The following is a 23,130-nucleotide window of genomic DNA, read 5'->3' on the forward strand; positions in this document are numbered from 1 at the left end:
CTTATGCTGCGCAAGGTAATCGCGAAGAAACTAAGGCATCTTGCGCTCTTTGTGAGCCTTATCACCTGCCATAGCCAAGCCGGAGAAGTAATTTTCGGCTTTGGCGGCGGACCACAGTTTGGCAGCGATGACACTCACATAGCTGGGTTCATCGATGCCATTGTCTACGACTATCAGCGAAGCGAGCGTCAACTGCTGAGTATCGGCACCAGTGTTACGCACGCCAAGACCAACAGTGCACAAGGCGACTCTTCGTTCACGGCCATCTCAATTTTTCCCGAGCTCAAGCTGTTTAGTCAACTGTGGGATAAAGAGGTGTTCTTTCAAGTCCGGGCGCTTGGACCTAGTTATATCAGTACCGACACCTTTGGCTCGCGTGAGCAAGCCATGCAGTTTGCCTTTCAAGCACAAGTCGGCGGTGGGATATACCTAGATTCGCAACGACACTATCAGTTACGAGTTCAATATCGCCACTTTAGCAATGCCAACCTAAAACAGCCCAACGATGGCATCGATTTCCCTTTGATGCTGAGTTTTGGTGTTCAGTTTTAGTTTTCTAAACCAAAGTCAGCAGGACCTATCCATCGAGTGTTAACCTCAAGCGGTTGGGATTTGGGTAGTTTTGCGCACGCCGCCAACATATGATGCTTGGTGAGCATTTCAAGGTGAAATTGCCAGTCGTTGTCTAGCAAGTCAGTATGCTTTGCTGGTCCATCGAGCTTGATATCATCTAGGTCACTGATATCAAAACACACCTCTGTCAGTGGGACCGTGATCCCTAAGCCACACCCCTTCAAGTATGCTTCCTTTAGGGTCCAGAGACGAAAGAAATACGTTTTTTGCTCGTGAGCGGGCAAACGTTGTAACGCCTGCCATTCAGCGTCGGCAAAGTAATGCTGCGCAATCTCCATAAAGCTCAGCGACTTATTTACTGCCTCTGTATCAACCCCGACCTCATTGTAATCGCTGATCGCACATACGATAAGATCTTGAGTATGACTGAGATTAAATTGTAGCGATTGATTTGAATTAACAATATAGGGCTTGCCGCCTTCATGCTTGGCAAACTGCCAGGCTTTAGGCTCTAGAGTACTGTACTCTGACAATACGGATCGAATAAAGAAGCGCGTTACGCGCTGGAGGTGGCGATTGTTATCGCGTTTTATACGCTCAATGCGTGCCTGCTCTGGTGTGGATAGCACAACCCGACATTGCTGTTTAAAAATTGGGCTTGCAGCCCAATCACTAGGGCGAGTGCACCAAAGATCCACTCGCCCCAATGGTGGCGTTACTGATGGTTCTCTCGAATCTGGCATTTATTCACCCGTGCATAGAATAATGGACACAAGCTTACATCATTGCCATCGATTTGATCAGTAATATGCCCAAATTAGCAATAGCGCTTAGAATCGAAACTGTGCGCTGAGATAGAATGAGTCAATAGCGACAGTGTAGTCTGTGAACAAATCTTCAACCACAAACATATCACCCTCGTAACCCAAACGTACCGAGAATTTGTCTGAGATTGGCGGCATGTATTCAACACCAAAACCATAGTGGACACTCACAGCAGAATCGCCGTCTAGATATTCCTCACCCTCTGCATTTAGGGTCAATGAGCCTAAACCGATAATGCCGTATGGACGCAGACCATTTGAGAACGAGTAACCTAAGTTCGCCGCTACAGAAAAGCTGGTTGGTGCTAGGCTATAGTTACCTGTGAAATCGATATCACCATAATCTGTGTATTGTGCCTCAACCGCGACGATTTTATTAAACTGGTAGCCGCCGAGAAATTTAAGTGTGCTGTTGGTATCTTCACTGCCGAAGACTCTAAACGCCCCATCATCGTCAAGGCCAGTTGAACCGTAACCAAGACCAAGATAAGCGCCTCGCTCTATTGTATTCGCGTATGACGCACCACTAAATGCCATCGCCAACAGAGCGCAAGAAATCATTGTTTTTTTCATTGTTTATAATCCTTTAACTATACGACAAGTTGTGGTAAGCGATAATAAACAGCTATCACAACAAAAAAATGTTAAACGAAAATCGTCACAAAAACAAAACTATTAGTCATTTACGATATTTTTAATTCACAAACCCAAAAACCAAAACAAAGTGCAACACTATACATAAATCTTTGTACAACAATTAAAGCCTGCTACATATAACTAAATACATTTACTTTAATAGGACAAATAACGCAGAACACTGTGTGCTAGTTGCCATTTCGGCCTAACCACATAATCTATCTTTTGGGTGTCACCTGGTCTTAAAGCGCTGTTTTACAGAGTCACACTAATCATACAAGTTACCACGTCATGATTTATGTTGTATATTTTCAGTCAACTGCATTGCGCTTAAATAGCAAAGTTCTATTAAAAATAGTGTTTGTATGTATAGATTTTGCACTATGCGCCAACTGTTTTTCTTGCTTCTAAACACCATAATAGAAGCACGTAAACATAGAAATAAAAAAAGAGCGCATCCTAAAGGCATGCGCTCTGTCCTAGAAACTCTGATAAGCAAACTGTGGAGAGGAAAGCTATTAATATGAGCAAGGACTATCGGACTCAGTCATAATTTCGGAGATTAAAACTGAAATTCGGGATTAGAATTGGTATGTAAATGAACCGCTAAACTTGTTCAAACTGCCAAAGTCGTCGCTTGAGTAATAGCCAAAGCTGTTAAACGATAGGTTGTCGTTCACTTTGTAGCTTACACCGGCACCAACCCAGTGACTTGAGTAGCTGTTAGAGCCCGCGCCAGCACCACCAAATGACATTACACTCCATTTAGTGTTAGCGATTGGACGTACACCAAACATACCTAGATAACCTCCATGACTGGAGCTGCGCATCAGAACGTAATCGCCGTCGATATCATCAGACGGAACCGCTTGTTTACCATCGTTATAGGCATAGCCCGCCATCGGGAACAGCATCCAGCCTGCTGGCTGAATATCAAAATAGGTCAGTGGGACATAAGTGCCAATACTGTAGTTGTTGCGGTAGCTATCATTATCGTAATCGGTTTTACTGAAGTTGAAGTTAACGATACCGATATCAAACAGCCATGAGCCACCGATGCGCCACTCTGAGTTATCGCTAATTCTGGCTGATAGCATACGTGCATCATCCAGGCCCAATGAGCCAGACAGCGTCACTGTATCACTGATGCCGATGCCAGCCTTGGTCACGATCCTAGTTGGATCTTCATGGTGTTTCTCTTCACCTTGATTGTCTTCAGCGATAACAGCGCCTGAAACCAGTGTCATTAGAAGTAAACTTACGGTGCGATTCATTGGATATTCACATCTCTAAAAAGGGAGTGCGAGGTTACAGCAATCAGCGAACACAGACGCACTTCGAGTGCAAGATGCGAACTTAATTCCAATTGTGTTACTTATCTCTCACTATCCCGAGGTTGAAAAGGGGCGACGCACTCCGCGTGCGACAAACGAAAAGTCGCTATGATACCGTCGGTTTTTTCTTCCTCTTTGACTTTGGTTAATAAAACAATTCACCATGAATAAAAAGAACGCCCTATTTTTGGCTGTTACAGCCACGCTCGCCACTCAAGCTCACGCCGGTGGTATCATTCTTCACGAAGTTGCGACCTTTGATAGTGTTTCGTCTGCGGGTGTGGGTAACACCACTAACCGTAAAGACGCCAGTGCTGCGATCACTAACCCTGCGGGTCTGACTGCGATTGAAGATTCTAGCTGGTCTTTTGGTTTGCAGGTTGTTGATGCAAAAACCGTATTAGAAGGCAAAGGCCCCAATAGCCCTGCCACCGGCCTACCCTTGGAACTAAGCTCAGAGGGTACCACTACTGCCTTAGCCCCTAGCCTCGCCTACGCTAAGCGCGTTACAGACAACCTAGTTTTGGGTGCATCGCTGCACGCTGATGGCGGCCTGGGCATGGAGTACGACAATGGCTTGTCAGGTTACGGCTTCGTTGATAGTCAGTCGCAAGAGTTCGTTAATGTTAACTTAGCTGCTGGTTACGCAGTAAATAATCAGTTGTCTATTGGTGGTGCATTAGTAATCCAGCATATGATGACGACTATGGATATCGATCAATCCGCTCTCGAGTCCGGGCTAAAAGCAAGTGGCGAAGATGGTACAACCGCTGCCAGCTTTATGTTGTCGACTATGTATGACATCAGCGATCGCACTTACGTATCGGTTAACTACAAGCACAAGGTAAAGCACTCTGACGCTTCGTTGACCTTGAAAGGTTCAGTAAACCACGATAATGAAAGCGAAGGTTTCAAAGGCGATGCTGATATCAGTGTCAACTGGCCAAGCCAACTAAGCTTCGGTATTCAACATCAGCTTGACCACGCTCTAACGCTGAAAGGTATGGTGGGTGCTGAATTCTGGTCTGACTACAGCAAAGAGCTAAAAACCGAAGATGTTTACACCATTGGTACGGCTATTGAGTACCAACACAACGCTTGGACCTACCAAGCAGGTGCTCGCTACGACACCTCGTTTATGAAAGACAAAAACCTAACCCCTCAGCTTGCTGTTGGCGATAACTGGGCGGTTGGCTTTGGTGCAGAACTGAAGCGCAGCAACGGTCATCGCATTGGTATTGCCTACCAGTACCGTGACATGTCAACAGCTGACACTACTCACGAGCTATTTGGCGCACCAATCTTTGATGGCAGCATCAAAGAAAACCGCTTGCACGCACTTAGCTTGAGCTACGCCTACTAAGCAAACAGGTAAAAAAACAGCCCAACATTTCGGTTTGGGCTGTTTTATTCCTCATTTCATATACCGAGCGAACCAATCCAGCATCTGTTGTGGGTGCTCGGCAAAATAATTATACCCATCAAAGCGCCGCGTGGTGCCCTCTAGCCAAAACAGCTCTTTATCTTGGGAGCTAAGTAGATCGAATGTTGCCTGCCCATCGCGAGGATTATCTGTCCAAGCGTCGTCTTTCACTTGCAGCATAAAGACTGGCATTGTCACCGCACTAGCAAAATGTTGCGGATTCATCTCTTCGTTGGTTAGCCCACCAAATTTGATCTGCTCAAAGTCCATCTCATCCATGTAGTCTCCCACACCCTGCAATTTGGCAAATGAGCCCATCAGCGCTTCCATCGACACAGGTAGAGGAGCGAACATACACTGGATGTTATCAAACAATTCCGGCTGCTTATCAATCGCCTCGAACTGCGCATTGGCACCGGTGCATTGACTGTATAGACCAACCGTCATTTGACTCAACTGTGGGTGACTATCGACGAATTGCTTGGCACCAATACAGTCGCGCCATTCATAGCGACCAATCCCGCAAATTCCCCCGTTAGCACTCCCACTAGTGCCATGGTTGCGTAGGTCGTAAGCTAAAACGTGATAACCTGCCTTGACTAAATGCGCCCATATTTTGACAAAATCGATCTTAATGTTATCGACACTGCTCCAGGGCTCTCCCAAATGACCACAAAAACCGGCTCTAGACATTGGCATCGGATGATTGGCAATAATCAGCTTGTTCGAGTTCTCAGCCTTCATCCACCAGCCCTCAAGAGGCACGCCATCTGCTGAGGGAAAGTAGACCTCTTCGTAGTCTTCAATCCCCCACTCTTCGGGTTTTACAAACAGCGGTGTGCGGAACATTGGCCGCACGGCGAACTCAGCCAAATACTTTATCACTTGCTGCTTTTCTTCACTGATCGCGCGGCTAGATTGAGTCTGCATAATCTTCTCCTTCACTGAAGCCTAGTCGATAAACCTTAGCCATAAACATAGGGCAACTTATCTCCGGCAGCTAAGCACGATCCTATCGAACTATTGCACTTTCCTATCACGTTGGTCATCCATGGATTGGGCTTAACTATACTGTCAGTTCAAGGTGATTGGTTCAGAGTAGACAGAGGAACATCTGCAGATGATTAATGGTCGCTACCAACAATTTGAACTTTTCCGTCAGGAGTATGGGCTGCGAGGAAAGCTTGGGTTTTGCGAAACTCATATCCCCGGCGTGAACTTTTTTTGGAGTGAGGAGAGCATCGATTTTAGCTCGATGGTTTACCCGTCTGGTATCGCCTTTATTCGCAATGGTGCCAAAACCGGAGTATTTGCCAATCAGCGTTTTCGCTACGATGCCGACCACTTTCTTTTAGTAACCGTTAGCACGCCTCTGATCTGTAAAACCATCGCTGAGCCGCAAAACCCAGTATTTGGTATTTTCCTGCAATCTGACTCGGCGCAGATCCGTCAGATGGTGATGGATATGGGCGGGGAGTCCGCTTTACCCACTAGCCGAACTCGTGGAGTTGAACCAATCAGGATAGGCGCCAGCCTTGAGAATGCCTTAGAGAGACTGATGAATGCGCTTTTATCCGCCACCGATAGTAAAGTGATTGGTGAGGCCCTACTCAAAGAGGTGATCTATCGGGTGTTGCAAAGCCCCCATGCTCAAGCGCTGTATTCGGCCATGCTGCTCAATACCAGCGAGCACAAAATGGCGAGCGTGATCGACTATATCAAGAAGCACTACGCGCAGCGATTATCGGTCGCCGACCTTGCCGCTATGTCTGCCATGAGTTCAAGCCACTTCCATCGTGAATTTAAGAATATTACCGGCTCTTCTCCGATTCAGTTTATTAAGCGTATCCGCCTAAGTCGCGCGCGTAGTCTAATCGTGCATGACAACTGCCGATCAAACATCGCAGCAGATAAGGTCGGCTACCGTAACCTCTCGCAGTTCTCGCGCGACTTTAAGCTCTATTTTGGTGTCACTCCTGCCAAGGCCGGTCAAACTGGCTACGCTGAGATTGATATCTGGCCAGATGAAGCACCTACTCAGGTAACAGTGCCCCCACATACACCAAGCCACACTTCGGCACCATGACCCCTTCAATATGATAATTTTAGGTTATCATATAAATCATTTTTGATAATTTTACGCCATGTATCAATCTGCTTATACTCTCCCCATCGAAACGCACTAGCAAGCAATTTGTTTATTGGAGAGCACGTTATGAAAATGAATCACATCGGTATTATGGTTGGCGACATGGACCAAGCGGTTGAGTTTTACACCAAAGCACTGGGTCTTGAGATCGTGATGAACAATACACCTGTGATTGAAGAGCGTGAAACGGCGATCGGCCGCATGTGTATCGCAGTCTTCGGTGAAGGTTTCAAGGGCTTTAATATTGCACACCTTCTCACTAGCGACGGCATCGGTGTTGAGCTGTTTGAAATGAAAGAGCGCCAAGAGCGCCACGAAGTGGACTTTTCTCGTATCGGCATCTTCCACTTCTGCCTGCAAACTGATGACTTTGCGGGTGTAATTGAAAAGGTTGAGCAGTACGGCGGTAAAGTACGTATGGACATCATGCGCTACCACCCAGAAGATGACAGCAAGCCTGCGCAAATGATCTACCTAGAAGACCCGTTTGGTAACCTGTTTGAGCTCTATTCTCACACCTACGCAGAAACCTACGCGTCTGATTACGAGTAATTAAATCCGCATTAAATTCAACAGGATTAAGGCATACGCCTTAATCCTGTTTCGGTTTGACTTGCCAATCACTAACGGAGAGCTGTCTCAGCGCTCCAGCCCAATCCTCAACATGGTAAGTCTTGATTATCTTGCCATCACGCACCGTGTGCATATCAATCGTCATAATCGCAAAACTGTTGCCCTTGTAGGGCACGCCAAAAAACTCGCCGGTCGGGGTACCCGTTGCCTCACTGCGCACCACAATTGTGTCTTCTGCCACCTTGATATCACGTATTTCCCAGTTCAAGTCAGGGATCAAATCTCCATAGCGTGCCACCGCGCTAATGGTTTCGTCCAAGCCACGCGATGACTCATTACTGAAATAGGATTGCCAGCTGGGATCAAAGATGGCTCGCGCCTTTTCTGCCGCCTCTTTATTTGCTGGGTTACTCAAATAGGAATAAAAGGGCTCGACTAACTCTCTTGCAGATTCTGTAGTGAGCGCTTTTGCAAGTGCTGATGTGGTGATGGTTAAGCCCAAAACCAAAGCTAAACCAATATGTCGATAAGTGACCATTGCCAGACCTCTCCCAACAATACAAATTGTCAATACGCAATGCTGGTTAGTATAGAAGCTACGAAAGTCTCTGTACAAAAGCAGCGTGTGTATTTACTTGGTAAATAGCCTCTATTTATGACCCGACATTGTGCGGGGAGCCGCTACTTTTATAATTCTGCCTCAAGGATCGCTTGAACCACAGGGATAACCTGACCACAAGAGGCTTATACAATGACACAACGCTCACCACATCCCTTTCACCTAATCGTCAAACCAGTTGGTGCCAAATGTAACCTTGATTGCAACTACTGCTACTACCTTAACAAGGCTGAGCGTTACGAGCCCGGGGCAACGATGCTAATGAGTGATGAACTGCTTGAGAAGTACACACGCGATTACATCAGTGCACAACCGGCTGACGCTCGACATATCGAATTTAGCTGGCAGGGCGGCGAGCCAACACTGCGTGGGATTGAGTTTTTTGAAAAGGCGGTCGCATTACAGAACAACTATCTGCCCGAGAACATGACTTGCACTAACAACTTTCAAACCAATGGCACCCTCATCAACGATCGCTGGGCAAGTTTTTTCAAGCAACACAACTTTTTGGTTGGGATCAGCATCGACGGTGATGAAGACAACCATGGCCCAACACGGCCAAACCTCAACGGAACCAGCAGTCACGGTGCTGCGCTGCGAGGTCTTAAAGCGCTTAAGGCGCACAATGTCATGTTCAACACCTTATCCGTCGTTCACAGTGATAATTCAGGAAAAGGCAAACAAACTTATCAGTACTTAAAAGGTTTGGGCTCAAGCGTGATGCAGTTTCAACCTTGTGTTGAGGATCCCGTTGATCGCCGCGGTGACAAAGATTGGTCGTTGACCGCTGCCCAGTGGGGTAACTTTCTGTGTGACGTGTTCGATGAATGGAAAAAAGCCGATGTGGGCAAAGTTCATGTGCAGCTGTTTGAGAACATTTTGCTGATCCTAGCCGGGCAACAGAGCCAAATGTGCTTTCACAGCCCAGTGTGCGGCCAGCAGCTCATGCTTGAGCATGATGGCAGCCTCTACAGCTGCGACCACTTTAGCTACGATCACTACCGCATCGGTCATCTTGGCGAAAACGATGCTACGCCACTCGGTGCTATGGTCAGTAACAAGCGCCAAATTAAATTTGGTACCGATAAATGGAGCGACCTACCTACACAATGTCGTCAGTGCCCGTATCTCGCTTTATGCAATGGCGGCTGCCCGAAACACCGCACTGCCTATACTGCCGATTTAGAGCCTAACCTCAACCAGCTGTGCAGCGGGTATAAACAGTTCTTTATCTATGCGATGCCCTACTTTGCTGCGATGCTCAATGCGCTTAATCAAGGGCACAGTGCCACCATGTACCCACTATTCCTTAAACTCTAACCACAGGGTTATTGCTCAGCCTATGATTGAGATGAGCTTGAGTCTGGTCGCTTTTGATATTGGCCCATCGCCGAGGTGATCGCCTCGCGCAGCCATTGATGCGCCTGATTATGATTGTATTTTTTATGCCAGATCATGAACAGGCTCATCGGGCTCGTTTCAATCGGTGGCTCAAGGACTTGTAAATCAAACGTCTCACCAAAGGTATGGGTAAACGATGACAGTGTGGTTGCAATCGCGTTCGATGAGTTCACGGTCCAAAGCGCGCCGTACATTGAGGCTTGCTCACTAAACACTTTTCTATCTAATAACGGCTCAACTGACACGGTTTCCAGTGCGGTGCTCGACCTACGTTCGAGATTAACCAGGACGTGCTTTTCCGCAAAGAACTGTGCTTTGCTGATCGCACCCTTAATGCGCGGATGATCCTTTCTTGCCACCACCACCAGATCGTCGCTAAAGATCTTTTGATACTCAACAACGCTACCACTTGGCGGATAGATATCGATCACTAGATCGACTTTATCTAGAGTGATCGCCTCCATCATCTCCTCTTCACTCGGTGGACTCTCTTTGAACACCACGTCAATATCGGTGCCCTCTGTCAGCAACTCGATATCACTGACCAGCATTTGCATAATCGAATCAGGGCTCAAGACCGTAAACTGGCGACTGTGACTTTGCAGATCAAAGCGCTCAAACTGGCTCACCGCCTGCTCAATCTGTAGGAAATTATTGTTCACTTGGCGAAACAACTGCTGCGCAGCCGCAGTCGGCACGATTCTTTGCCCATCTCGAACGAACAGATTAACGCCGAGTACCTTCTTAAGCCGCGAAATCGAATTACTCACCGACGACTGGGTCAAGTCGAGCTTTTCTGCGGCTTGGGTAAATGAGCCAAGCTGATAAACGGTAATAAACGTGCGCAACAGGTTTAGGTCAAAATGTCGATGTTGTGGCATAGATACATTTATATTATGAATGGACTCTATCAGCTTAGATGTATTTTTTAACTAGGGCAAGAGCTCTATTCTCTTGGTGAACTCATTGTTAATCCTGTCGCTATCGGCAAATGACGATGATTAACTCATCAAGGTGAACGAATGAAATACACAACAAAACAAATCCTCGGTACCAGCCTAATGGCAACGGCGGCTGTCGCCTCGCCAGCCATGGCTGACCAAGAAAAGCCTAATATCGTGGTTATTATGGCTGACGACATCGGTTGGTTTAATACATCTGCATACAACAACGGCATGATGGGCTATAAAACGCCTAACATCGACCGAATTGCCAAAGAAGGCATGCTGTTTACTGATCACTACGGTCAACCAAGCTCGACCGCGGGTCGCGCTGCGTTCCTTACCGGTCAGATGCCGGTACGTACAGGCCTGCTAAACGTTGGCCTGCCGGGCTCACCTGTGGGCCTGTCGCCTTCAGACCCTACGCTAGCCGAAGTGCTGAAAGAGCATGGCTATGCCACCAACCAGCTGGGTAAAAACCACCTGGGTGACCAAGAGCACATGCTGCCACACCGCCGTGGTTTCGATAACTTCTACGGTAACCTTTACCACCTAAACGCCGAAGAAGAGCCAGAAAATGAGGACTACCCTCAAGATCCAGCCTTTCGTGAGCGCTTTGGCCCACGTGGTATCGTCACCGGCACCGCAGATGGCCCAACCGGCTCTGATGGCCCATTAACGCGTAAGCGAATGGAAACCATCGACCGTGAGTTGACCGATATGGCTGTGGACTACATCGAGACACAAGCCAACACTGACGACCCGTTCTTCCTATGGTTTAACCCATCACGTATGCACGTTTGGACCCACCTGTCTGAAGAGTGGTCTGGTAAAACCGGCTACGGCCTTTATGCCGACGGTATGGCAGAGCTTGATCACTACGTAGGTGAAATCCTCGATAAGCTTGAAGAGACCGGTCAAAAAGACAACACCGTGGTGATCTTCACCACCGACAATGGCGCGGAAAAAATGTCTTGGCCTGATGGCGGTAACACACCGTTCCACGGTGAGAAAGGCATGACCTCAGAGGGTGGCGTGCGCGTGCCGTTTACAGTGATGTGGCCTGGACATATTCCAGCAGGCAGTGTCAATAACGGTATCCAGTCTCACGAGGATGTCTTCACCACGCTTGCCACCATCGCTGGTGAGCCAAACGTTCAAGAGAACTTCAAAACCAAGCATGATGTTTACATCGATGGTTACGACCACACCGGTGCTTGGTTCAATAACGAAGAAACTCTGCGTGATGAGATCTTCTACTTCGCTGAGACCGGTAACCTAGAAGCGGTTCGTGTTGGCAAGATCAAAGCCACCTTTATCCAACCGACCGAAGACTCATGGTTCGCACCGCGTCTAGCCTCAACTTGGCCACAGCTGGTTGACCTACGAGCTGACCCATTCGAGGAAGCGCCAGAGCACTCGATGATGTACCTAAAATGGTTTGGTGACCGCATGTTCTTCTTTGTCCCAGTGCAGGTAAAAGTGGCCGAGCTGCTGCAAACCTTCGAAGAATTCCCACTGCGCCAGCCGCCAACCGGCTTCAACCTAGAGCGCATCATGACTCAGCTGCCATATCGACCTACAGCTGAATAACGTCAAAAACGATCACTCAAGGGATTCCAAATTCGGAATCCCTTTTCACTCAGAGGACTCTTGATGAGCACTGCATTATTAGAAAAATTCAAACACCTTGAAGCGCGTGTCAACAGCCAAGTCATCGGTCAAGCCAATGTGGTGCGCCAACTGATCATCACCCTGCTTGCCGACGGGCATGCGCTGCTTGAAGGTATGCCGGGGCTGGCGAAAACCCGGGTTGCCCGTGAGATTGCCTCGTGCATGCGCTTAGAATTGGGCCGGGTTCAGTTTACGCCTGATATGTTGCCTGCCGATATCACCGGCAGTGAAGTGCTCAATACCGAGCAAAATAGCCTTTCGTTTCGGCCAGGACCAATTTTTACCCAATTGCTGCTTGCCGATGAAATCAACCGTGCACCCGCTAAAGTACAATCGGCGCTGCTAGAGGCGATGGCTGAGAATCAAGTGACTGTCGGCGGTAATAGCTATCCATTGCCAAGCCCGTTTATGGTGATGGCAACCCAAAACCCAATTGAGCAAGCGGGGACTTTTCCTCTGCCAGAGGCGCAATTAGACCGGTTTTTGACCAAGATCGTCGTCGGTTATCCAGACAAACAAGATGAGATCGCGATGCTGAACATGCTGCGCGGGGAAGAGGTAAGCCGAGTCAAGTCTGAGCACGTTGTTTCACTTGAGGACATCACGCAAGCGAAATCGCAAGTCAAGCAAGTCCATGTCAGCCCTGCGGTTGATCAATACATCGTTGATCTGGTGAATGCCACTCGTTACCCCCAAACCATCAGCGCTGAATTCGCGCAGTGGCTCGAGCTTGGGGCAAGTCCACGCGCCAGTATTGCGCTCGATAAAGCAGCTCGCGCACACGCGTGGCTCAACGGGCAGGACTATGTTGCTATCGACAATGTCCAAGCGGTCGCGGTGGCGGTTTTGTCGCATCGAATCAAACTCAGCTATCAAGCGGTCCACCAAGGCCATGATGCGGTTGGGGTTTGTCAGCAACTCCTCCAAGCGGTTGCATGGGTGTGATATGACCAATCATTTCACTCAGATTACTCGTGCACGACTATTGAAACTCTCGGCGCTGGGGGCCCAGATGCCATTTGCCGCCATGCTCAATATCAATAGTCACCGTGTTGGTACCTACGACGACGTACAACGTGGCCAAGGCCATGATTTTCTCGAGCTGCGCGAGTATCTGTCAGGCGATGATATTCGCAATATCGACTGGAAAACCACATTAAAAACCGGCCATCACTACGTGCGCCTATTTGCTGACCAAAAGCACAAAACCGTGCGGCTGATCGTTGATCTGCGCCCGTCAATGCTCTTTGCCTCTCAAGGCAGCCTTAAAGCGGTGCAGGCGTGTGAGGCCGCAGCACTCTTGTGTGGTTATCTTGAACGTTTGGCCGTCAATATTGACCTCCATATCGTGCTTGATAACGTGCGCACGTTCTCGCAGATTAACAGCCATCTGCTCGCGCAGGCACTTGAAACAAGTTTTGTTCAATCGAAAGACCTGGATAACAACCCCTTAGCGCTGACCGACTTATCTGCTGAGCAGTGTACTCAATCCACCAGCGGTGAAAAGATCATCTTTATTTCTGATTTTTTCGGCTGCCATGAGGGATTTGCTCAGCATGTCGCGATGCTAGCAAAACAAAATTCGCTACTAGGGTTGTATATCCATGACCCACTTGAGGATGCCCTGCCTCAAGCCAGGCTCGTCCTTGGCGATGAGGAGAGCCAAATCTCGATTGACAGCACCAACCATGAGCTGCGCCAATTGCATGCAATGCGTGTCCAAGCGCAACGACGCTTTATCTTCGACGCGTTCGAAAACAGCGGTGGGCAGTTAGAGTTCTTAACCACCCAACTCGACTGCCAGCAGCAGTTGATTAAGAGGGCATAATTAATGTCAGACACCGGCCAAGTTACCGCGTTTGCAAGCCATATCATCGACAAAATGCACACCGGGCAGACACCTGCAGCCATCTCTTGGCTACCTGCCACGCCCGCTTGGTATGGGCTCTATGGCTTGATCGTGCTTGTTATCACTTATCAACTGCTTCGGCGTTGGTATTGCTGGCAAACCCAGCTCTATTTACGCCAGGCACAAGCGTTGATCACGGCTTACCATCAGCAGCAGCGTCATGACCAGATTGGCTTGGTGATCAAGCGGGTGATTGCTCAGCATTGGCCAAATGCCAAGGCCCAGTTTATGACGGCCGAGAAACTATGCGGGTTCCTAGCAGAGCAAGGCTCACCGTTACCCTTGCCATTACTCGAGCGATTAGCCGATGCTACTTATCAGAGAGAGTCGCGATTAACCTATCACGACATAAACCAATTACACACCTGGGTTAGAACACTATGCTGACTTTTGAATACCCATGGGCTGGCGTCTTGATTATCGGTCCATTATTCGCGCGACTGCTCCCTGACTACCTCACCAAGCAGCAAGCGATCAAACACCCGGTCTATGTCGATCTTTTGCTGTGGTCAGGGCTTAAGGCTATGCCTGGCTCTATCGCGGTCAAACGCGCGCCATGGCAGTGGCTAGGGCTGTGCGCGCTGTATATCGCTCTCGTAGTGGCTGCGATGAAGCCCGTGATGATCGGTGAGGCCATCACCACTGAGGAGTATGGGACAGAGCTGATGATCGCGGTTGATTTATCAGGCTCTATGCAAGCTCACGACTTTCCCGCGGGAGATAAGTTAGAAACACGCATTGATGCTGTTAAACGCTTGCTGTCTGAGTTTATTCGCACCCGAGATAAGGATCGCATCGCCTTGGTGGCCTTTGGTGATGAGGCTTATCTACAAGCGCCTTTTTCCGCCGACTTGAACTTGATAGAACGACTTCTCGATGAGATGCAAGTTCGCATGGCAGGCAGCGGTACCTCCATCGGCAGTGCGATAGGCGTCGCGGTTGATCACTTTAAATCGGCGCAAACCGATCATAAAACCCTGATCTTGATGACTGATGGTCGTGATACCACCAGTCGATTCCCGGTGACCGATGCAGCCCACTATGCCGCCGAGCAAGGTATCGTGATCTACCCTATCGCGATTGGTGACCCAACAACCCTCGGTGAGCAAGAGATCGATATTGCACTCCTTGAGCGTATTGCCCAGCTCACCAATGGTCAGGTTTTCTCAGCCATGGATAGTGATGAGCTGGCGCAGGTTTACACCACCATAAGCGCCCTTGAGCCTTCCCTCTTTGCCACTTCTACGACTCGGCCTAAGCAGCAACTGTTTTATCTGCCTGCTGGCTTGGCGTTGATGATTATTTTTGTGTTGAGCTTACCCGTCGTAGCGAAGCGCTATTTCAATCGAGGAGTATAGTCGTGAGTCAGTTTCATTTTATCCGCCCCGAGTGGCTGCTGCTGTTGGCCCCACTGGCGGCCCTGGTCTACATCACTCTTAAATCCAATCAAAAAGCATCGATGGATCCGCTTATCGCGCCCCACTTGCGTGAGTCAGTACTCACCAAAGGTGATCGTCAGCGTCTGGCAACGCCTAATTCACTGTTTCCGAGCGTGCTGGCTATCTTGGTGTTGATGGTGGCCGGTCCAACACTTGGTCCTGAAAATCAAGATTTGATTGAGAATGATTCGATCACCACCATTTTGTTTGATCTGTCACCTTCGATGAACGAAATCGATATCGCGCCAACCCGCTCTGCCAATGCCAAAATCAAACTCGAACAGGCCGTTTCCGACCTTGATGAGCGCGTTGCTGTATGGGGTTTTGCCGGCAGTGCGCACTTAGCGCTGCCGCCCACCAAAGACAAGCATGCTGCCGAGCTCTATATCGATGCCCTGTCACCATCAATCATGCCAACAAGTGGAAACCATCTCGGCAGTGCGCTTGAAACGCTCGCCAGCGAGCCGTATTACCAGAGCCCACAAGCCACCAGCCTAGTGTTGATCACCGATTCATTGTCATCGGTCCAAGTTGAGAAGCTCAAGCGTCATCATCAAACGTCACAGCAGAATATTCTAGTCTGGCAGTTTGGTTTTGAGCCGATGGCATCACTGCCTTTTGGTATCGGTATAATTAACAGTCATTTACATAACGATGACGCCCAAATGGTCGCAGAGTGGATCAGCAAGCAACGCGTTTTTGACCCGCAGGATGAGGATATTCAATGGCAGGAGCTGGGCTACTTTCTGGTTTGGCCCATGCTGATGATTGTGATGTATTGGTTTCGTCGTGGTTGGACGATTAAGTGGTACTCACTGGTGTTGGGGGTGTCATTAGTCAATTTCAGCCCACCGACTCTTGCCGCCCAAATCAACTGCTCTAACTGGTTGCTCAGCCAGGTCTTCACCAGTGATCAGCTAGGGCGCTATCACTACCAGAAGGGCAACTATCACTGCGCGGCTTGGGCGTTTGAGCAACCCCATTGGCGCGTAGAAGCCCTACTCAAGGCGCAGCGATGGGAAGATGCGGCATTGATCTTAGAGCAAATTAACCACGAAGCCGCCTCAGCCGAGAGTCATCTTAAGCTTGGAGTTGCCTACGCCAATCTGCAACGCTTTCGCAGTGCTCAGCAGCAGTTCATGCTCGCACAACAACTCGCGCCGCAAAACCCCGACATCCAGCACAACCTTGGGCTGATTGAGGAGATTTTCACCCTAATGGAGCAACGTGCCCGAGGGCAAGGGACTGCAGGTGAGGACATGACCGCAGACATGGTGCAATCAATGCAGGAAGATATGGGCATCGACGAGCCAGAAGACAAGATCGAGGTGATCAATAGTGCCGATCTAATGGCCGAAGAGCACCTCACCAAAATTTGGTTGGAGCAGGTCAAGACGGACCATGCCCAGTTTCTCAAACGCAAATTTTCCCAACAATACTTCACACATCAGAGCGAGAATAACTAATGTGGCGTCATATTGTCCTTTTCAGCCTGCTTACCCTGTCATTGTCAGCGCAAGCGCAATGGGAAGCTCGGTGGGTTGAGCCAACCGATAGTGGCGTTGAGCGCCAAAAGTTCACCGTTTGGCTTGAGGTGTATCATCCGACTCAAAGCAATACTGAGCAAAATAATGCTGGCAGCGTATCTGTTGAGCCCTTGCAAACCCGCGACTTTTTCTACGAACAAAGCGCGTTTCCACTGTTCAAACAGACACAAATCGGTGATCGCCACATCTTTGCCACGGCCTATCGGTTTGATATCTTTCCGCGCCGCAGTGGAAAACTCCTGCTACCGAGTGCCGAGGTGTTGATTGACAGCCAAAGTATTGTATCCCCACCTCTTGAAATCACTATCGATGCTCAACCTAGTGAGGCGATGGGGGCAATGAGTGCTCGCGAGGTTCACGTTTCACAGCAACTCACCAGCCAGCAAATCCGTGTGGGTAGCATTGCCCGGCGGACAGTGCACATTGAAACTATCGACCTACCTGGGTATCTCATCCCACGCCTGCCTCACCCACCCATGACTAGTGGTGAGCTGAGTGAGCATGTTGGCTCAGCTGGCGTGATTAACGAACGAGGAATCATGCGCGGCTATCGCGAGTTTGACCTTCGTTATCAATTTGATGAGCCAGGGCAATACCAGTTGCCGGAAATCACTTTTCAGTGGTGGAACTCGCGCACGCAATCGTTAGAAAGCACTACACTGTCGGCTCTGACACTTGAGGTCAACCCACTGCCGCCCCCAAGCTTAAGCCAGAGAGTGAATCAGTGGTATCTGCAGGCAAGCAATTTAACCACTGAACAGTGGCTGAGTATGATTGTCTCATTCACCTTACTCATTAGTGTCACAACGCTCTTGTGGCGCTATTTACCCTTAATGTTAAAGCAAGTAAGCCATGCCGTCTTTAATCGGCTAAACACGCTCAGTGCTAGCCTTTTATTGTGGATTGCGTGCCTATTTCTGCCAGCGAAACCACTGCACCTTACCCTAGTGCGCTGGAGTCACTTTGTCAGTCAGCAGGAAAACCTAACGCCCAATCACCCACTGTTCTCAGCTTATTTACGCGTACTGGCACAACCTAAGGATCGTCATCAACTTCGCCGTTCCTGTTGGCAGTTTATCCAGCACGCCCACGTGACCAAACACGGCCTTCACCCTTTAAATCGATAGGTATCAATATGAAATACATCAGTTTACTTATTGCGCTAGTGGCGTTCACTGCTTTTGCTCAGGATCTCAGCAAGCTGGCCCCCTACCAATACGATCAGCAGTTTATCCAACCGCTAGCCCCTAGCCACTATCAGGCTAGGGTCACCTCACCAACAGCCGTTAAGATGCGCTGCGTTGCGTATAACGACCAAACGCCTATCGCGATTAACTCTGTCGTCGTCTATCCACCCTCAGTGGTGGCCGACTTCTATATTGACCCAGAGGAAGGTCCGGTTAATCTGGTCAAATGCTGGATCACAAGCAGTCGAGAAGCGGATGTCGAACAGATAGAAAAACGTGAAGCCGAGGCGACCGAGCGTAATCTTAATCAACAGCAATCTGAACCTGTGCCATTTTATCAATGGTGATTGAAAGTCAATGGTAGTGGTGCAGAGCACGACTACCATTGTTTGCTTTGATCCAACTACCTTTTCGCTTACCCCAGCGCCTCATAATTCAGGCTTAGAGACAATGACCCCAAGGACTATAAGATGAGAATTTAAATTATAAACCAATGATATAAATATACTTTTGCCTAAATTTGTAAAAGCGTGATCTCAAACTTTATTGTATTACAAATACGCACGCACAGTGCAATGCTCACATTTTGCTTTCGCTAACATGACTCGGTTTTGACAATAACGAGTTTTAAACAATGAAAAAAACCACTTTTTTACTTCCGGTCTTGGCTGGGGTAATCGCGGCACCTGCACTAGCCTCTGGCGTGCCGGTTACCGCAACGTCAGTCGTTGAAGGCGTCTACCAACCGACTCTAGTTTTAACCAGCAAACTTGAAGCGCAAGAGCATGCAAGGCTCACCCCGCGCGTGACCGGCTACCTTATCGAGCAACACTTCCCTGACGGCGCGTTTGTCAAACAAGGCGATGTACTCTTTCAAATTGATGATACGTCTTATAAGCTCGCGCTGCAGTCTGCCCTTGCCCAGAAGCAGCAAGCTCAAGCCGCGCTACAGCAGGCTAAACTGAACCATCAACGTATCTCTGATCTGATTGCCTCCGGTGGTACCACCAAAGCCAACCTTGATGATGCAAGCGCTAGCTTGTTGATTGCCGAGGCAGGACTGGCACTGGCAACAGCATCGGTGGACAAGGCACAAGATGACCTGTCACACACCCAAATTCGCGCCCCTTACGATGGACAACTGGGTAAGAGCCAGTTCTCTCGCGGTGATATGGTGTCACCCAACTCAGGCGCCGTAATCGATATTGCCCAGTTGCACCCACTCAATGCTTCTTTTTCACTGAGCTATGACGATTACAACCAGTTCCCGATCGACAAAAGTAATGCGGTAAACGTTGCGCTAAAACCAAACCTACTTGAGGGTCAAGTGACCTTCGTTGACAACAAGGTCCATGCATCAACCGGTACACTGAGCGCCGCCGCAGAGTTTGCTAACCAAGATTACGCCCTGCGCCCTAACCAAATCATGAAGCTTAAGCTGACCAGCAAAGAAAGCATGACGGGTGCTTGGCTGCCACAAACGGCGGTAATGCAAGACTTGATGATGCAGTTTATCTATATCGTCAATGAGGAAGGACTGGCTGAGCGCCGTGAGGTGAGCGTGGTTGCTCGCCAAGGTAAGCAAGTCTTTATTGAGCAAGGCGTAGAAGCCGGTGAAGTGGTCATTACCGATGGATTAGTCCGCGTACGTCCAAACGTTCCGGTTTCTATCCAAGAATAAGGTCACTCATGCTAAGTAAATTCTTTATCTATCGACCAAAGTTCGCCTTTGTTATTTCGATTGTACTAGCATTGATTGGCGCGGTTGCGATCAAGCTGATGCCGGTTTCAGACTATCCCGATATCACGCCCCCTGTGATAAACGTTGTGGCTATGTACCCAGGTGCGAGTGCCGAGACGATTGAGAGCGTGGTCGGCGCGGCCATTGAGGCGGAAGTCAACGGCGTGGACGACATGCTGTACATGGACTCACGCTCGGCCAACGATGGCTCTTATCGCCTGCAGGTTACCTTTAATATCGGTACTGATCCCGACATGGCGCAGGTGAACGTGCAAAACCGAGTGTCCGCCGCACTGCCACTGCTGCCTGGTGTGGTTAACAATATGGGCGTACGAGTATTCAAGGCCTCATCAGATACCTTGATGGCACTGGCGATCCACTCACCAGAGGGGACCTACAGCGAAACGCACCTTAACACTTGGGTTGAGATCAACCTGCAAGACCGTCTAGCGCGTATTCCTGGGGTGGGTGACACCAACGTACTGGGTACTAGCTATGCGATGCGTGTCTGGCTCGATGTTGAGCAGATGCATGCGCTGAATGTCACCACACAAGAGGTGCGTCAGGCACTGATTGACCAAAACGTCCAAGCGCCAGCGGGTCAGTTGGGAGCGACTATCGTCAGTGATGATATCTCGCTACAGATCCCACTACTTGGCGAAGAGCGCCTCAGCGATGAGCAAGAGTTCGCCTCTATCATGGTTAAGACCGCGGCAGATGGCAGTAATATCTACCTGAGCGATATCGCCAGCATTGAGATGGGCAATGACCGTTATGAGTCGTACGCGCGCCTTAATGGTGAGCCTGCATCGATCATGACCATCTCGCTTGCACCGGGTGCAAACGCACTAGAGACCGGCGAAGCCATCAAAACCATGCTGGCTGAAACGCCGTGGCCATACGATATGGCTTACGCTTACCCGTTTGATATCACCAACTTTATCGAGGACTCGATCAACGATATCACCGAGACGCTGTTAATCGCTGCGGTTTTGGTGGTTGTGGTGACCTACCTATTCTTGGGTAACGTGCGCGCCACTATTGTGCCTTTGGTTGCGATCCCAGTGTCGCTGATCGGTACCTTCTTCTTTATGGATCTGATTGGCTTTACCATCAACACCATTACCCTGTTTGGTTTGATCCTCGCGATCGGTATCGTGGTGGATAACGCCATCTTGGTGATTGAAAACGTTGAGCGTATCCTCAACGAAAACCTCGACTACTCACCAGCTAAGGCAACGTTCGAAGCCATGCGTGAGGTAACCGGTCCAATCATTGCCTCTACCCTGGTAATGCTGGCGGTATTCCTGCCGGTGAGCTTCCTGCCGGGTATTACCGGTCAGATGTTCTCCCAGTTCGGTCTGACCATCTGTATCGCGTTGGTGCTATCGGCGATTAACGCCCTGACACTTTCCCCGGCCCTGTGTTCTCTGATCATGAAACGTGTTGAGCGTCAGCCGAAATGGTTTATCGCTTTCAATGCCGGTTTTGACAAAATCACTCAGCTGTACGGTAAAGCGGTCACGCTGGTTGTGCGTAAGGCTCTGGTTCTTTTGATCATCTTTGCCGGTACCATTGCGACCATGGTGATGATGAACCAACAGATCCCAACGGCGTTTATCCAAAACGAAGACAAAGGCAGCATGCTGGCGATTGTCCAATTGCCTGATGGCGCATCTTTAGCGCGTACCAAAGCCTTTACCCAACAAGTCGAGGAGATCATCCTTAATGACCCTGCGGTAGACAACGTGGGTGGCGCAGTTGGTTTCGGTATCCTGACCTTCTCTCGCCAAGCCAACTCAGCGACCTTCTTTGTCGATCTCAAGCCTTGGGAAGAGCGTCGCGAGATGGAAGGGAACAACACCGCCGCCGGGGTTCAACAGCGTCTTAATATGGCATTGAGTCAATTCCCACAAGGTGTTGCGATGGCGATTACACCACCAGCAATCCCAGGTATCGGCTCAGGTGCTAACCTTGAGTTTATGCTTCAGGATCAGCGTGGCCGCTCTAAGGCAGAGCTAGCTGAGACGATGCAACAGCTGATTGCCGCGGCTAACCAGCAACCTGAGCTGCAGGGTGTCTTCTCACTGTTCCGTGCTAACGTTCCGCACTTTGCCATCCATATTGACCGCGAAAAAGCCCGTCAATATGGCATCCCGGTGACGACCATCAATGACGCGATCACAACCAATCTTGCCTCGGCGCGTGTGAATGACTTCTCACTCTGGGGTCGCACCTACTATGTGTACCTTCAGGCTAAGGCTGAGCAGCGCCTTGACCCGCAGGATATCGGTCGAATCCACGTCCGTACTGCCGGTGGTGAGATGCTGCCGCTATCAGAAGTCGCCACCATTGAGTCACAACTGGTACCGGATATTACCAACCGCTACAACATGCTTGCCGCGACTAAGATCTTTGTCGGCACCGCGCCAGGTTACTCATCGGGTGAGACAATTGCCGCGATGGAGCGCGTCGCAGCAGAGGTGCTCCCTGATGGCTACAGCTATGAGTGGACCTCGATGGCGCTGCAGGAGAAGCTGGCGGGCAACGCCATCATGTACGCGTTTGCGCTGGCATTGGTGTTTATTTACCTGTTCCTAGCGGCTCAGTATGAGTCTTGGGCACTGCCTGCCGCTATCATTATTGCAGCGCCAACTGCCGCGGTGGGTACCATGCTAGCACTTGCCGCCAATGGTATGGCGCTAACGCTGTATGGACAGATTGGTTTGGTACTACTGATTGCCCTTGCAGCCAAAAACGCCATCTTGATCGTCGAGTTTGCCAAAATCAAACGCGAGGACGAAGGTCTATCTATTGAAGAGGCCGCTATCATGGGCGGTACGATGCGTTTCCGCGCGGTTAATATGACCTCTTGGTCATTCGTACTTGGTATCGTGCCTATGGTGCTTGCCGACGGTGCGGGCTCAGTCGCTCAGAACAACATGGGGGTCGCGCTGATCGGCGGTATCTTATGTGTTATGACCCTTGGTGCTGTCCTCACTCCTGGCTTCTACGCAATTTTCCAAACTCTGCGTGAGAAATTAAAGCCAAATAGAAAAGCGGTTGAGATCTTAGAGTAAGGATCACCTAATCGCGAGTAAAACACCCTACCCAGCAAAGGCCTTTGCTGGGTATTTTTTTGCTGTAAAATCCTGCTTAT

The 23,130-nt window shown here is 49.4% G+C and carries 21 protein-coding genes; 15 read left to right on the forward strand and 6 right to left on the reverse strand.

What is annotated here, in order from left to right:
- Positions 1-3: 3 nt before the first annotated feature.
- Positions 4-552 carry an acyloxyacyl hydrolase gene (locus ACSTTG_RS09395; protein ID WP_438474600.1) on the forward strand — a complete coding sequence of 183 codons (549 nt, stop codon included), beginning with the start codon at positions 4-6 and terminating at the stop codon, positions 550-552.
- Here the strand turns inward: ACSTTG_RS09395 and ACSTTG_RS09400 are convergent.
- The 3 genes from ACSTTG_RS09400 to ACSTTG_RS09410 all read right to left on the reverse strand — a co-directional run bounded on the left by ACSTTG_RS09400 (position 549) and on the right by ACSTTG_RS09410 (position 3,307).
- Positions 549-1,316 (reverse strand): 4'-phosphopantetheinyl transferase family protein, encoded by a 768-nt coding sequence (locus ACSTTG_RS09400; protein ID WP_438474601.1) that lies wholly within the window; start codon positions 1,314-1,316, stop codon positions 549-551. The two genes, ACSTTG_RS09395 and ACSTTG_RS09400, sit on opposite strands and share 4 nt — an antisense overlap.
- Before the next feature lie 87 nt (positions 1,317-1,403).
- Positions 1,404-1,970, reverse strand: coding sequence for a porin family protein (locus ACSTTG_RS09405; protein ID WP_438474602.1), 567 nt, complete (start codon positions 1,968-1,970; stop codon positions 1,404-1,406).
- A 644-nt stretch (positions 1,971-2,614) separates the two neighbouring features.
- Positions 2,615-3,307: a hypothetical protein gene (locus ACSTTG_RS09410; protein WP_438474603.1), complete on the reverse strand. Its 693-nt coding sequence runs from the start codon at positions 3,305-3,307 to the stop codon at positions 2,615-2,617.
- A gap of 223 nt (positions 3,308-3,530) precedes the next feature.
- Here ACSTTG_RS09410 and ACSTTG_RS09415 point away from each other — a divergent pair, with 223 nt between their 5' ends.
- Entirely contained in the window at positions 3,531-4,730 is a 1,200-nt protein-coding gene (locus tag ACSTTG_RS09415; protein ID WP_438474604.1) for an OmpP1/FadL family transporter, read from the forward strand.
- A 51-nt stretch (positions 4,731-4,781) separates the two neighbouring features.
- Here ACSTTG_RS09415 and ACSTTG_RS09420 read toward each other — a convergent pair whose 3' ends face one another.
- A complete protein-coding gene (locus ACSTTG_RS09420; protein WP_438474605.1) occupies positions 4,782-5,720 on the reverse strand; it encodes an alpha/beta hydrolase family protein in 939 nt (312 codons plus the stop codon).
- Positions 5,721-5,910: 190 nt separating this feature from the next.
- Here ACSTTG_RS09420 and ACSTTG_RS09425 point away from each other — a divergent pair, with 190 nt between their 5' ends.
- Positions 5,911-6,876, forward strand: a complete 966-nt coding sequence (locus tag ACSTTG_RS09425) for an AraC family transcriptional regulator (protein WP_438474606.1) — start codon at positions 5,911-5,913, stop codon at positions 6,874-6,876.
- Between the two features lie 129 nt (positions 6,877-7,005).
- Complete coding sequence (locus ACSTTG_RS09430) at positions 7,006-7,491, forward strand: VOC family protein (protein WP_438458702.1); 486 nt, start codon at positions 7,006-7,008, stop codon at positions 7,489-7,491.
- 40 nt (positions 7,492-7,531) lie between these two features.
- On the opposite strand, the gene ACSTTG_RS09435 is transcribed toward ACSTTG_RS09430, so the two are convergent.
- Positions 7,532-8,050, reverse strand: a complete 519-nt coding sequence (locus ACSTTG_RS09435) for an ester cyclase (protein ID WP_438474607.1) — start codon at positions 8,048-8,050, stop codon at positions 7,532-7,534.
- Positions 8,051-8,263: 213 nt separating this feature from the next.
- Here ACSTTG_RS09435 and ACSTTG_RS09440 point away from each other — a divergent pair, with 213 nt between their 5' ends.
- Complete coding sequence (locus ACSTTG_RS09440) at positions 8,264-9,451, forward strand: anaerobic sulfatase maturase (RefSeq protein WP_438474608.1); 1,188 nt, start codon at positions 8,264-8,266, stop codon at positions 9,449-9,451.
- 20 nt (positions 9,452-9,471) lie between these two features.
- Here the strand turns inward: ACSTTG_RS09440 and ACSTTG_RS09445 are convergent, their stop codons facing one another.
- On the reverse strand, positions 9,472-10,413 hold the full coding sequence (locus ACSTTG_RS09445) for a LysR family transcriptional regulator (RefSeq protein ID WP_438458699.1): 942 nt from the start codon (positions 10,411-10,413) through the stop codon (positions 9,472-9,474).
- A 141-nt stretch (positions 10,414-10,554) separates the two neighbouring features.
- Here ACSTTG_RS09445 and ACSTTG_RS09450 point away from each other — a divergent pair, with 141 nt between their 5' ends.
- From ACSTTG_RS09450 to ACSTTG_RS09495, 10 genes are all read left to right on the forward strand, one after another.
- Entirely contained in the window at positions 10,555-12,066 is a 1,512-nt protein-coding gene (locus tag ACSTTG_RS09450) for an arylsulfatase (protein ID WP_438474610.1), read from the forward strand.
- Positions 12,067-12,129: 63 nt separating this feature from the next.
- A complete protein-coding gene (locus tag ACSTTG_RS09455; RefSeq protein ID WP_438474611.1) occupies positions 12,130-13,092 on the forward strand; it encodes an AAA family ATPase in 963 nt (320 codons plus the stop codon).
- 1 nt (position 13,093) lies between these two features.
- Positions 13,094-13,975, forward strand: coding sequence for a DUF58 domain-containing protein (locus tag ACSTTG_RS09460; RefSeq protein WP_438474612.1), 882 nt, complete (start codon positions 13,094-13,096; stop codon positions 13,973-13,975).
- A gap of 3 nt (positions 13,976-13,978) precedes the next feature.
- Entirely contained in the window at positions 13,979-14,443 is a 465-nt protein-coding gene (locus ACSTTG_RS09465; RefSeq protein WP_438474613.1) for a DUF4381 family protein, read from the forward strand.
- A complete protein-coding gene (locus tag ACSTTG_RS09470; RefSeq protein ID WP_438474614.1) occupies positions 14,437-15,414 on the forward strand; it encodes a VWA domain-containing protein in 978 nt (325 codons plus the stop codon). Before ACSTTG_RS09465 ends, ACSTTG_RS09470 begins: the two co-directional genes overlap by 7 nt.
- Positions 15,415-15,416: 2 nt before the next feature.
- Positions 15,417-16,961: a VWA domain-containing protein gene (locus tag ACSTTG_RS09475; protein ID WP_438474615.1), complete on the forward strand. Its 1,545-nt coding sequence runs from the start codon at positions 15,417-15,419 to the stop codon at positions 16,959-16,961.
- The gene (locus ACSTTG_RS09480; protein ID WP_438474616.1) at positions 16,961-18,169 is read left to right on the forward strand and encodes a hypothetical protein; all 1,209 of its coding nucleotides are present in this window, start codon (positions 16,961-16,963) and stop codon (positions 18,167-18,169) included. The genes ACSTTG_RS09475 and ACSTTG_RS09480 overlap by 1 nt, the downstream gene beginning before the upstream one ends.
- A gap of 8 nt (positions 18,170-18,177) precedes the next feature.
- The gene (locus tag ACSTTG_RS09485; protein ID WP_438474618.1) at positions 18,178-18,576 is read left to right on the forward strand and encodes a hypothetical protein; all 399 of its coding nucleotides are present in this window, start codon (positions 18,178-18,180) and stop codon (positions 18,574-18,576) included.
- A 287-nt stretch (positions 18,577-18,863) separates the two neighbouring features.
- The gene (locus ACSTTG_RS09490) at positions 18,864-19,910 is read left to right on the forward strand and encodes an efflux RND transporter periplasmic adaptor subunit (RefSeq protein ID WP_438474619.1); all 1,047 of its coding nucleotides are present in this window, start codon (positions 18,864-18,866) and stop codon (positions 19,908-19,910) included.
- A gap of 8 nt (positions 19,911-19,918) precedes the next feature.
- Positions 19,919-23,050 (forward strand): efflux RND transporter permease subunit, encoded by a 3,132-nt coding sequence (locus tag ACSTTG_RS09495; protein ID WP_438474620.1) that lies wholly within the window; start codon positions 19,919-19,921, stop codon positions 23,048-23,050.
- Positions 23,051-23,130: the final 80 nt, after the last annotated feature.

Source organism: Vibrio glycogenivorans (assembly GCF_051660965.1).
GTDB lineage: Bacteria > Pseudomonadota > Gammaproteobacteria > Enterobacterales > Vibrionaceae > Vibrio.